Source organism: Bradyrhizobium sp. LB13.1, assembly GCF_054056815.1.
On sequence record NZ_JBSRYQ010000001.1, the window covers coordinates 4,350,477 to 4,362,341 of the forward strand.

At 64.3% G+C, this 11,865-nt stretch carries 7 protein-coding genes and 2 pseudogenes; 4 read left to right on the forward strand and 5 right to left on the reverse strand.

What is annotated here, in order from left to right:
* Positions 1-46: 46 nt before the first annotated feature.
* On the reverse strand, positions 47-796 hold the full coding sequence (locus ACVWYI_RS20680; RefSeq protein ID WP_456663039.1) for an SDR family NAD(P)-dependent oxidoreductase: 750 nt from the start codon (positions 794-796) through the stop codon (positions 47-49).
* A gap of 117 nt (positions 797-913) precedes the next feature.
* Between ACVWYI_RS20680 and ACVWYI_RS20685 the strand changes: the two are divergent.
* Positions 914-1,039: pseudogene (locus ACVWYI_RS20685) on the forward strand (LysR family transcriptional regulator); the annotation flags it as partial.
* A 134-nt stretch (positions 1,040-1,173) separates the two neighbouring features.
* Here ACVWYI_RS20685 and ACVWYI_RS20690 read toward each other — a convergent pair.
* A pseudogene (locus ACVWYI_RS20690) lies at positions 1,174-1,303 on the reverse strand (PepSY domain-containing protein); the annotation flags it as partial.
* A 183-nt stretch (positions 1,304-1,486) separates the two neighbouring features.
* Between ACVWYI_RS20690 and ACVWYI_RS20695 the strand changes: the two are divergent.
* Positions 1,487-2,182: a hypothetical protein gene (locus ACVWYI_RS20695; RefSeq protein WP_456663040.1), complete on the forward strand. Its 696-nt coding sequence runs from the start codon at positions 1,487-1,489 to the stop codon at positions 2,180-2,182.
* 188 nt (positions 2,183-2,370) lie between these two features.
* Here the strand turns inward: ACVWYI_RS20695 and ACVWYI_RS20700 are convergent, their stop codons facing one another.
* From ACVWYI_RS20700 to ACVWYI_RS20710, 3 genes are all read right to left on the reverse strand, one after another.
* Positions 2,371-5,853 carry an AAA family ATPase gene (locus ACVWYI_RS20700; RefSeq protein ID WP_247445705.1) on the reverse strand — a complete coding sequence of 1,161 codons (3,483 nt, stop codon included), beginning with the start codon at positions 5,851-5,853 and terminating at the stop codon, positions 2,371-2,373.
* Positions 5,853-7,151 carry a metallophosphoesterase family protein gene (locus tag ACVWYI_RS20705; protein WP_456663041.1) on the reverse strand — a complete coding sequence of 433 codons (1,299 nt, stop codon included), beginning with the start codon at positions 7,149-7,151 and terminating at the stop codon, positions 5,853-5,855. Before ACVWYI_RS20705 ends, ACVWYI_RS20700 begins: the two co-directional genes overlap by 1 nt.
* A gap of 124 nt (positions 7,152-7,275) precedes the next feature.
* Positions 7,276-8,472, reverse strand: coding sequence for a M24 family metallopeptidase (locus ACVWYI_RS20710; protein WP_456663042.1), 1,197 nt, complete (start codon positions 8,470-8,472; stop codon positions 7,276-7,278).
* Between the two features lie 454 nt (positions 8,473-8,926).
* On the opposite strand from ACVWYI_RS20710, the gene ACVWYI_RS20715 reads away from it, so the two are divergent.
* The gene (locus ACVWYI_RS20715) at positions 8,927-9,946 is read left to right on the forward strand and encodes a TRAP transporter substrate-binding protein (RefSeq protein ID WP_354050506.1); all 1,020 of its coding nucleotides are present in this window, start codon (positions 8,927-8,929) and stop codon (positions 9,944-9,946) included.
* Between the two features lie 15 nt (positions 9,947-9,961).
* Entirely contained in the window at positions 9,962-11,851 is a 1,890-nt protein-coding gene (locus ACVWYI_RS20720) for a TRAP transporter large permease (protein WP_456663043.1), read from the forward strand.
* The last annotated feature ends 14 nt before the right edge of the window (positions 11,852-11,865 follow it).

Consider the following 11,865-nt stretch of genomic DNA (forward strand, 5'->3'; position numbering starts at 1 on the left):
TTGATGTGGTTCTGAATATTGATCTCCGTACCTGTCTTTGCTGAATTCAAACGTTGCTGACGCCGCCGTCGACGAGCATGTCGGAGCCTGTCATGAACGCGCTCTCGTCCGAGGCGAGGAAGACCGCCGCCGCCGCCAGCTCCTCGGGACGCCCGAGTCTCAGCATCGGAACGTAGTTGGCGTACATCTTGCGAATGGCGGCGGCCTCCTCGGGCGTCGACGCTTGGGAGTCCATGATGGGCGTGTCGACGGGGCCGGGGCTCAGCAGGTTCGCGCGGATGCCGTTGTCTTTGAACTCGGCCGCCCAGGTCCGCACATACGAACGCACCGCCGCCTTGGTAGCCGCATAGGTCGAGTGGTTCGCCAGGCCCATGGAGTGCATGGCCGAGGACACCAGGATGATCGATCCTCCGCCGCCCATCATCGGCAGCATCTTCTGCACCAGGAACAGAGGACCCTTGGCCATCAGGTTGAACGTGCGGTCGTAGTGCTCCTCCGTGATGTCGCGCAGCGGCACCTGCTCGGTGATGCCGGCATTGGACACGACCACGTCCACCTTGCCCTTCGTGCTTCGGACGGTGTCCGCAACGCGGTCGAGATCCGCAAGGCTGGATGCGTCGGCCTGGATCGCGGTGACGTTGCCGCCGATGAGCTTCACCGCCTTGTCGAGCGCTTCCCGGCGACGGCCGAAGATGAACGCGTGCGCGCCTTCCTTCACGAACCGCTGGGCGATGGCAAGCCCGATCCCGCTGTTGCCGCCGCTGATCACTGCGACCTTGCCTTCCAATCTCGACATGACACGTCCCTTGGCTTGCGTTCCCGGCTCGTCCGGAGAACCTCAACTAGGTCGGTTCGTGTCAGCCGTTCAGTGCGGAGCTACGCACAAGGGTGGTGCGTTTTTCGACCGGCCGGATTGTGGCTTTTCACCCAGGGCCAGGCGCGCAAGACCAAGCGCGTGCGGATGTTCACAGAGTTCATATCTCACCGGCTTGCCGGCTACGCGCCACTTCTCGCGGGACTGTCCAGCTCTCGCGACTGACGAGATGCGCGCGATATCGCGGCGACCGAGCCAATTGTTTCCCGGTATTGCCGGCGAGCGAGAGCGCGATCTGCTGGATGCTTTCCACATTGCGGATGAGCGCATACGTCGCACGCGCTGCGTACCTCTGGAGAGATTCTAATGCCCCAGCGGTCGCCCCCAGAATCCCGGGATGTGCATGGTGTAGTGCAGCTTGTAGAGCAACGAGACGAAGTTCTCCCGCGTCACCGGCCACACCGCGCCCCAATACCGCCGGCCGCGCTCTCGGTCACCGGAATCGTGATCTGGTGGCGCAAGCGCCGCGCCCGTATCCGCGTGCGCGAGACGGCTGCGATGCGCCTCGACCGGCAGCTCACGCCGGCGGAGTAGGGCACAGCCCCTCGCGGATGAACCTTCCCGGCCGGGACCGGCACAAAGACTGGAGATCGCACCCAGCCGGAACTTGCAATGAGATCGCTCGCCTTGCTCTGCCTGCTCGCCTTGGCCACGCCCGCTTATGCGGCGACGCCCGAGCAGCACTATCTCGACCTGCGCGATCGCTACATCGCTAAGTTCTCGAAGGCTCCGGAAAACGACGAGACCAGCAAGCAACACGATGCGGCGCTCAGGGAGCTGACAACTGTGCTGCGCGGCCTGGTGGGCCCCGTCGCGATCAAGGGACTGCCGGCCGACGGCAAGACGAACGCGGACACGCTCTTCAAGGGCGACACCGGCTTCGGCCATCTCGACGGGCTCGGCTTCGCCTCCGAAGGCGACAGGATGCAGGCCGTATATGCCGAGCTGCCGATCACGAAGCCCGCGGGAGTGAGCGCGGCGGTCACCGTGCTGGGCGTACGTGGCAATGGCGACCTGAAGGGACCGCCGCATGAAATCGACGTGGTCGCGATTCAGGGCGAGAAGGTCTTCTTCATCGCTGCAAGCGATGCGGTGAAGACGGCTGAGATCCCGGCCTGCGAGAAAGTCTGGAAGCAGATGATGGCCAGGCTCATCGACAAGAAGGATCCGCGCGGCGACATCACCCGCGAAGACAATGCGATGACCGCGTACACGATGTGCTTCGCCAAAGCGGCGCCAAGCCAGAGCTGGTTCGCGGCGGCCGTCAAGAAAGCGCAGAGCCAGTTGGATCTGCTGCCGCTGCGATAACTACTGTACCGTTGCTCCGCTGGTTCATCCGCCCGATGGCTTCCGGGCTCGCGCCAAGGGACGTATCCCCGGAATGAAGGAGCGCGCGGCGTGACGGCTTGGATCGTCGAATTGCCCGCATTTCCAATAGCCTGATCTGTTCCTTTGAAGACGGTAGCAACGATGACGCCGTGAGAGCGGTTGAGGCTCTAAGAAGCGATGCGCATCTCCGATCGGAGATCGTGAACGACCGCGGCCGGCGCGACCGTCTTGGCGATCTCACAGAGATGGCGATGATGGGTAAAGTACACGACCTGACCTTGCGCAGCCATTTCGGCCAGCAGCCGGAAGGCTTCTTCGGCGCGGAAATCGTCGAACGTCTCCATGATGTCATCCGCGAGGAAGGGGGCCGGTGCATGCGCCCGGGTGAACTCGTAATAGCCCGCGACGCGCAGCGCCAGATAGAGCTGAAACCGAGTTCCTTTGGAGAGATCGGAAGCAATCTTCGAGCTTCCGTCCACGCCCTTCGCAATCAGAAGCTCGCTGCCGTTCAATGGCTGGGTTACCAGCTCGGGATACCGGCCGCGGCTGATGAGCGAGAAGGCCTCCGACGCACGGGCCATCATCGAACTGCGATGCCGGTCCCGATAAGCCTGCAATGCGCCGTCGGCTGCGGCGATTCCGAACTTGAGCCGGAGGTAGGTCCGCGCCTTGTCCTCGATCGACAACAGCACCGTTCGCCGTGTCGCATCAATGAGCGCGACGGCGGCGTCGCCGCCGACCGCGGAGATGCTGTCGTCGGCCTTTGTCTTTGCGGCAAACAGATCGCGGATTCGCTCGTCTTCGTTGCCGAAACGTGATCTCCTTTCGGTCAATTCTGCTTCAAGCTCTGTTCGGTCCAGCGTGTCGAGGATGGCCTCGGCTTCCTCGAAAGTCTCGAGCCCAATGGCTTTGAGCATCTCATCGTGCGCTTCTGTCAGGTGCGCCATGAGTTCGGACCGGCGTGCGACGCGACGCAGGCACGTGTCGACCTCCGTCAATGAGCCGACCTTGAAGACATCCATCATCCGCTTCGCCTGCGCTTGAACTTGCGCAAATTCCTCGGCAAGCTGGCGAGCTTCGTCGTGTTCGGCCAAGAGAGCCGCCTCGGCATCTTGCCGGCGCTCCAGAGTCTTCGTCGCATCGGCGACGCCGCTCACCACGGCCTGATACAGCCCGAGAACATCGGACGACTTTGCTGTCAGCCCCATCTTCGCGGCGAGGGTTTCGACCTCCGTCCGGAAGTGGATCTGGTCGCGCTCCATCTTCGCGATCCGATCGGTCAGCCCGGCCATTTTCTCCAGCTTGGGCCCCAGCTCGGCCAGCGCTTCCAGCGTCTCTCTCACGGTCGCGATGGTCGGCCGGCTCTCGTTCTCCCCCAACCAGCATGCGGCGCAGGCCTGCCGCCACGCGGAGCTCCATGCGGATTCAGCGGCCAGCACCTCTCCGCGTTTCGTCTCGCGTGACGTCAAGTCGCGTCGATGCTCATCGAGGGCCGCCCGCAGCGCCTTGGCGACGGCTTCGCGGTCGAGAGCGGCCTGGCCAGCAGCCAACAACGCCTGGATGTCCGCGTCGTCCGAAAAGGCGACGCTCGCTCTATGCAGTGCTGTCGCGAGCCGTTCCCGCGCGGTCTCGACGTCGGTGCGCGCCTGCCGCGATTCACGCTCCGCGCCCATCCAGCGCGTGCGGAGCTCAATGGCCCGCTCGCGCTTCTGAAGCCAAAGCTTCAGTCCTGCAAGACCGATGGTCTCATCGAGCCCCCCGCCGATCGCACGAGCGGATGCGGCGATGCCCGCGGCGAGCGCTTCCCGCTGCTGTGAACTCGCCTGAAGCAACCGTCCCGCATGTTCGCGCTGGCTCCGGACGTTGGCACAATCCAGCAGCGCCTGATTGAGCTCCGCCACGCTGCCGACGTGGCTCAGGCGCTGCTCCGAGATGAGATCGAGCTTCCGCATCTCGGTTTCGAAGGCCGTGGCCGTCGTCGCATCCAGCCTGTCCTTATGGGTGGCCCAGGCAGCTTCGCGTGCCGACCTGATTTCACCGACCTCCAGGTCGCTGATGGCGCCCGCGATGGAGGCGAGCGCCTCGCTCCTGCGCTGGAGTTGTAGCGCCTCCGCGTCGAGGCGATCGACGTCCTTCTGCTGGAGAGCGATTTTCTGGGAGAGCTTCGCGTCGGTCGACGTCCACGCCTCCAGTTGGTCCGGGCGGGCGACCTGGACTGTGAGAAGCGCGTCTCTGCCGCCTGTCCAAGGATGCAATCCGGCGAGCGCGTCGTCAAATTCCTCGGATCGCTCCTGGCAGGTTCGATCCGCTGCCCGCAGGCGCGGGACGTCGTCGCTCTGGCGAGCCGTGCCGACGGCAAGGCTCAGGGCGTGCACCGCCGATTCATCAAGCGCGCGGCGGTCGTCCCCGAGCCTGGCCTCGGCGACGGACAGCCCGTCACGCGCCTTTGCAAGCTCCGTCTCAGCCCCGATGATCGCAGCTTCGATACCGGATCGCGTCTCCATCAGATCGTGGAGCGGGCCAGTCGTTTCGGTCGACAGAATCAAGCGCTTTGGCGCCGGGTCCGAGTCCCTGTTGATGCGGGCCAGGATTCGCGACACAGTCTGCTCGGCGAGGCCCAAGGCCAGCTTGCGTTCAGGCAGGTCTTTTTCCGCCGTGACGAAGCGCGCGCGCTCGTCCATGAGACCCTGGATGCGGCCTTGAAGGCTACAAGCTGCCTCGTTGACGATCGATTCCACGATCGTACGCTCCAGTCGCGCAATCTCGTCGTCGCTCGCCTGCGCCTGCGTCTGCAACTTCGTCTGCCGGGTCATCAGGTCGGGAAGGTCGGTCGCCCACACCGATGGCGCGTCCGGCAGAGCCGCAAGGGGCTCAAGCTCCGCGCGGAGCCTGCGAACCGCTTGGAGCCGGGGCAGGGCGTGCAGGAGCCGCCCGATCTGGTCAATCCGGGACTGCGTGTGTCCGCGCTGGCGGACTGCTTCGTCGTAGGCCGCGGCCGCCTCGTCCCGGTCGGTGACGAGCCGGGAGAACTCCGAGGCGAGCGTGTCGATTTTGTCGCGCTCGTCCTTTAGGATGGCAAGCTCCTTCTTGAAGTCGGACAGCACGCCCGTGCGCTTGCCGGCCCGAAAGAAGCCGTCCGCTTCCTCTCGTACGGACGAGAGCCGGGCGCTCAGATCCGAGAGGCCCGCGGTCGCGGAGAAGAGGAGGGTGCCGAGATCGCCCTTGCTGGCGAGGATGTTCTCGCCGCCGGTCTCTAGCGTTTCATCGTCGAGGCAGAACATGGTCTGATAAGCGTTCCGGTCGAGTCCTCCCAGCTCGCCGAGCAGCACAGCTTCGGGTATGGGCCGGTCCGCCTCGTCGAGCAGGCTGTTTTGAGGCTTCTTGATCCGCGAGACGTTGCGCATCCCAGTGGAATGCTCGATCTCGGCCTCGATCCGCATGGTCGGGTATGGGTGCAGAAAGTTGAGCTTGCTCTGCGTGTGGATGCCGTAAAGGAGGTCCATGACGGCCGACATTACCGTCGATTTGCCGGCCTCATTGGGCCCGTACACGATGTGCATGTCCGGGCCAACTGCGAGGCGAGCGCCGAAGTCAAGCACCGTATCCGTGAATTTGCCGTAACGCCTCAGGCCGAGCTTTCGGATGCGCATTAGCGTGCTCTGTCCGGACCGCCCGCCGTCAGGCGCGCGAGGACCTCTTCCGAGCCCTCCTTAGACAATTGCCCGATGAGCAACGCGAGACCGGTCTCATCCGGAGCAAGGACGCGCCGGCATTCCGGAGGTAGCTGATCAAGCAGATTGTCGACAATGATTTGCGCTTCCGCGCGGAACGCCTCGGACGCGACAATCTCGTTGGTCATGGTCCGGCGAAGCACCTCGACGGGATCGGCGCTGTCGGCGGGATCGGCGCTGTCGGCGGGATCGACGATGGCTGGTTTTCGACAATCGCTTTCGAGTTTCTCGATCCAGACATTGCCGATGGCTTCCGCGCGGCTCTCGACTTCGGCGTGGAGAACATCGGCGTCGCGTCGGATGGTCCAGGCCAGCGGCGTCGCGCCGGAGACGAACACGCGTGCGACGAGATGATCGGATTCCGAGCGATCGGAGGCTTCGCCGAGTGCGCTCTCGATGCGGGTGACGAGCTCGCGCCAATCCACGAGCCCGGATGCGTGGACGGCCACCCGTTCGAATTGGGCCATGCTGACGACGCGTTCGGCGAGCGACAACGACCCGTCGTCCAGGACGCTTACCAGCGTGACCGACTTTGATCCACTTTCCCCGACATCACGGCCTTGTGGTATGCCTGGCATCACAATAGCGCAGGCTCCCTCGGTCGTGGACCGCTTATGGATATGTCCGAGTGCCCAGTACTGGAAGCCGGAAGCGGCGAGATGGGCCGTGCTGCACGGCGCGTATACGTCGTGCCCCGGCGCACCGTCCAGGCTGGTGTGCATGAGCCCGATGTTGATCGCACCCTCAACAGGCGGCTTGTATTTGCCAAGCAGGCTTTCCGGGGCCTGTGGTTTCGCGAAGCTGAGCCCATGCACCAGGATCGGCCGCTCGCCACGATCCCGCAACATCTCGACGGTGTCGGCCCGTCCGCCAAAGACGGTCACGCTGTCCGGAAGCACGAGTTCCTTGGTGATCTTCGACAAGGCATCGTGATTTCCACGGATGATGAAGACCCGGACGCCGGCGGCATGCAAGCGGCGCAGCTGCTCGATCAGGAACCGCGCCGTCTTCATCGAGGTCTGATCGCCGTCGTAGAGGTCGCCGGCGAGTAGGAGCGCATCCACGCGTTCATCGAGACAGAGGTCGACGATCCGGACGAAGACCTGACGGCTAGCGTTGCCGATGAGCTCGGCGAGACCCGGATTTCGCAAAGCGAGAGAACGCAGCGGCGAGTCCAAGTGGATATCGGCTGCATGCACGAAACGGAAAGCCGACATGAACGCACCTCATCAGTCCATCGAATCAGCCGACCTTATAACATCCGGTCAGCTGCATCGTTGTGCCGACAGCGCGTTACCCGTTTTAGGTGTGAATGGAGTGTGGATATGACTCGGTCGGCGGCTAGCTCTTGCTGCCGCCGAGATTCCAGCCGCGGCCGCCTTCTCCAAAAATCTCGTAGCCCGTCGCCGTGACTGCAACCGTATCCTCAAGCTTGATAAACCCGCACTTAGGATGTTTCATCGTGGTCTCGATCGACACCACCATGCCTGTTTCGAGCGGCAGGCGGGCGTCGGGGTCGTCGTAGGGGATCGGGCCCTTGGCGGTCAGGCGAGGGGCCTCGTGGCTGACGAGGCCCATGCCGTGGGCCAAAAACTCCGTGCAGTCGCGCTGGCTGATCTGGGCAAGCTGCCGCTCGGCCGCGACGTAGATGTCGCCGCCCATGGCACCGGGCTGGACCGCGGCGAAGGCGGCGCGCTGGACCGCTTCGATCTCGGCCAGACAGTCCTTCAACTCGGCATCGGGATCACCGAGCACGGCCATGCGCGCGAGATCGCCGATATAGCCGTGATAATTGCCGCCGGAATCGAGCGACAGCACCTCGCCTTGCTCCCAACGCTGCGCTGACGGCGCCCGGTTGTGGCTGTTGCCGCAGGCGAGCAGGCAGTATTCGAAGGTCAGCCCGCGATTGGCCTCGGCGATGCGCAATGCATCCGACAATTGCTGCTTGGTCGTGCCCGAGCCGTGCCCGGCGATCACCTCCAGCATCGACGCGATGACGAGCTCGGACGCGGTCTTGAGCTTTGCGAGTTCCTCAGCAGACTTGACCGAGCGCAGCCGCTCCAGCACCAGCAGCGCGTCCTTGAGCTCGGCGCCGGGCAGGGCGTCCACAAGCGCCCGGCCCGCATCCATCGGCAAAAACGCCATCTCGACTCCGACCCGCTTCAAGGGCACGCCGGCGTCGCGGATCAGGCTTGCGGCCCGCGTGATCGCATCGATCGAGCCGTTGGACTCGGTCCGGACCTGTGCTACCCATGGCGGCGCAACGGCGCGCTGATGGGTCTCCAGCCTGTGCCCGACATAGACGGCGTGCTCCGGCGCGCCCTTGGGATAGACCAGGACCGGCAGATAACGGCTGACGCCCAGCGCATCCATGTAGTCGAAGAAGATCGCGCGCTCGGCACCCAGCAGGTACTGCACATTGTGCTTGGAGGTCGCGACCAGCACGTCGAGGCCGGCGCCCTCCATCAGACGGTCGAGCTTGGCGGCATCGAATGGAATGGCGCGCGAGCGGTCTGCGCGGGCGACGTTCTCCTGCATGACGAACCTCCCAATGTCTGGCGCGGCTTGTCTGGCTGCGTCCGGTGACTTGCCTGCCTAGCGTACAAGTCTGAGCCGGGAGCAGGGTTCTCGGTAGCCGTCGATTAGGCCGGGCTGATCTGCACACCCATATCCGTAATTCGCATAAGGTATATTATGGAATATCTTTATATACAATTAGATCAAACGCTTAGGCGCAATTCCTGCCACTACACCTTCGCTCCTCGTCTTTTCCGGCCCGGCGGTCGCATATCGTCCCAGCTCTCGACAGCTACTGTGCATGGGGTTGTTTTCGCAGTTTAGATTCCGGTCTATGCATCCGAAAGCCGATATTGCCGTGACGATGTCCGGCTGCAATAAGCGAGTCTTCGCGAGATCGCAGATGACCTTCTGACCCGACGTCCGTATGGTTTGCATCTCAGAACAACAACAAACCTTCCGAGGAAGCAGACCCATGAGCTTTTCCCGACGCACGCTTCTCAAGGCCTCCGCCGCGACCGCGGTCCTGGGCGGCATCGGTGCGCCCCATGTGGCCCGCGCCCAGAGCGCCGAGTTCACCTTCAAATACGCCAACAACCTGCCGGACACCCATCCGATGAACGTGCGCGCCAAGGAGATGGCGGCGGCGATCAAGGCCGAGACCAAGGGCAAGTTCGACCTGCAAATCTTCCCGAACAACCAGCTCGGGTCCGACACCGACATGCTGAGCCAGATCCGCTCCGGCGGCGTCGAGTTCTTCACGCTGTCGGGTCTGATCCTGTCGACCCTGGTGCCTGCGGCGTCCATCAACGGCATCGGCTTTGCGTTCCCGGACTACGATACGGTCTGGAAGGCCATGGACGGCGATCTCGGCGCCTTCGTCCGCGGCGAAATCAAGAAGTCCGGCCTCGAGGTCATGGACAAGATCTGGGACAACGGCTTCCGCCAGACCACGTCGTCAAGCAAGCCGATCACCGGTCCTGACGACCTCAAGGGCTTCAAGATCCGCGTGCCGGTATCGCCGCTGTGGACCTCGATGTTCAAGGCGTTCGATGCGGCGCCCGCCTCGATCAATTTCGCCGAGGTCTATTCCGCGCTCCAGACCAGGATCGTCGAGGGCCAGGAGAACCCGCTGGCGATCATCTCGACGGCCAAGCTCTACGAGGTGCAGAAATACTGCTCGCTGACCAACCACATGTGGGACGGCTTCTGGTTCCTGGCCAACCGCAAAGCCTGGAGCAGCTTGCCCGAGGATGTGCGCACCGTCGTCGCCAAGAACATCAATGCCGCAGCGGTCAAGGAACGCGAGGACACCGCCAAGCTCAATGCCAATCTCCAGCAGGAGCTCGCGGCCAAGGGCCTGACCTTCAACCAGCCCGCGGTCGCGCCGTTCCGCGACAAGCTGCGGTCCGCCGGCTTCTATGCCGAGTGGAAGGGCAAATATGGCGACCAGGCCTGGGACCTGCTGGAAAAGGCCGTCGGCAAGCTGTCGTAACGCGTTGGGGCCGTCATGGCTCATATCGAGGTCGGGGTGAGCGGCGTGGCGGGCGAGGCGACTGTTCAGTCCCCTCGCCGACCTTCGCTGCTGGCCTCGACGGAGCGCGCACTCGGCCTCCTCGTCGAAATCCCGGCGGCGATCCTGGTCGTCGCCGAGATCGCGATCCTGTTTGCCGGCGTGGTTGCGCGCTACGGCCTGCACCGGCCGCTGATCTGGTCCGACGAGCTCGCCTCGATCCTGTTCCTGTGGCTCGCGATGCTGGGCGCGGCCGTTGCGTTCCGCCGCTCCGAGCACATGCGCATGACGGCGATCGTCGCCAGCGCCAAGCCTGCGATGCGGGCCTGGCTCGATCTGGTGGCGACCTGCGCGGCGCTGGCCTTCCTGGCGCTGATCGTCTGGCCGTCCTGGGACTACGCCTACGAGGAAAGCTTCATCACCACGCCGGCGCTGCAGATCTCCAATATGTGGCGCGCCGCGGCGCTGCCGGCCGGCATCTGCCTGATGACGGTGTTCGCGCTGTTGCGGCTGCTGCGCGCAGCCGATTACCGCATGGTGCTGACGGCCGCGATCTCCGTTGCTGTCGTTGTCGGCCTGTTCTGGCTGGCGCAGCCTTATCTACGGCCGCTCGGCAATCTCAACCTCGTCATCTTCTTCGTCGGCGTCGCCGGCTTCTGCGTCTTTGCCGGCGTTCCGATCGCGTTCGGCTTCGGCCTCGCGATCTTCGGCTATCTGGCGCTGACCACGCGCACGCCGGTCATGGTGCTGGTCGGGCGGATGGACGAGGGCATGAGCCACCTCATCCTGCTCTCGGTGCCGCTGTTCGTATTTTTGGGGCTCCTGATCGAAATGACAGGCATGGCACGGGCCATGGTGGCGTTCCTGGCGAGCCTGCTCGGGCATGTCCGCGGCGGACTGCATTACGTCCTTGTCGGCGCCATGTACCTGGTCTCCGGCATCTCCGGCGCCAAGGCCGCCGACATGGCGGCGGTCGCGCCCGTGCTGTTCCCGGAGATGAAGCAGCGCGGCGCCAAGCCGGGCGATCTCGTTGCGCTGCTCGCGGCCACCGGCGCGCAGACCGAGACCATTCCGCCTAGCCTCGTGCTGATCACGATCGGCTCGGTCACGGGCGTCTCGATCGCCGCGCTGTTCACCGGCGGCCTCTTGCCCGGCGTGGTGCTCGCGATTACGCTGTGCATGCTGGTGTGGTGGCGCTACCGCCACGAGGACATGAGCCATGTCCGCCGCGCCACGGGTGGCGAGATCGGCAAGACCTTCATCATCGCCCTGCCCGCGCTCGCGCTGCCCTTCGTGATCCGCTACGCCGTGGTCGAGGGCATCGCCACCGCCACCGAAGTCTCCACCATCGGCATCGTCTATGGCGCCCTGGTCGGCCTGCTCGTCTACCGCCGCTTCGACTGGCGGCGGCTGTTTCCGATGCTGGTCGAAACCGCGGCGCTGTCGGGCGCGATCCTGCTGATCATCGGCACTGCGACCGGCATGGCCTGGGGCCTGACCCAGTCCGGTTTCTCGCGCTCGCTGGCGTCGGCCATGACCGGATTGCCCGGCGGCGCCGGCACCTTCATCGCCGTCTCGATCCTGGCCTTCACCATCCTCGGCAGCGTGCTGGAGGGCATCCCGGCGATCGTGCTGTTCGGGCCGCTGTTGTTTCCGATCGCGCGCGCCGTCGGCGTGCACGAGGTGCACTATGCGATGGTGATCATTCTCGCCATGGGTATCGGGCTATTCGCCCCGCCCTTCGGCGTCGGCTATTATGCCGCCTGCGCTATCGGACGCGTTGATCCGGCCGAAGGCATCCGGCCGATCTGGGGCTATCTGCTGGCGCTGCTGGTGGGATTGATCGTCGTCGCTGTCTTTCCGTGGATCTCGATCGGATTTCTGTAAGCCGGCGCGTGAGG

Coding starts and splice junctions, on each gene's coding strand:
- ACVWYI_RS20680 (WP_456663039.1), bottom strand. CDS start 796: ATGTCGAGATTGGAAGGCAAGGTCGCAGTGATCAGCGGCGGCAACAGC.
- ACVWYI_RS20695 (WP_456663040.1), top strand. CDS start 1,487: ATGAGATCGCTCGCCTTGCTCTGCCTGCTCGCCTTGGCCACGCCCGCT.
- ACVWYI_RS20700 (WP_247445705.1), bottom strand. CDS start 5,853: ATGCGCATCCGAAAGCTCGGCCTGAGGCGTTACGGCAAATTCACGGAT.
- ACVWYI_RS20705 (WP_456663041.1), bottom strand. CDS start 7,151: ATGTCGGCTTTCCGTTTCGTGCATGCAGCCGATATCCACTTGGACTCG.
- ACVWYI_RS20710 (WP_456663042.1), bottom strand. CDS start 8,472: ATGCAGGAGAACGTCGCCCGCGCAGACCGCTCGCGCGCCATTCCATTC.
- ACVWYI_RS20715 (WP_354050506.1), top strand. CDS start 8,927: ATGAGCTTTTCCCGACGCACGCTTCTCAAGGCCTCCGCCGCGACCGCG.
- ACVWYI_RS20720 (WP_456663043.1), top strand. CDS start 9,962: ATGGCTCATATCGAGGTCGGGGTGAGCGGCGTGGCGGGCGAGGCGACT.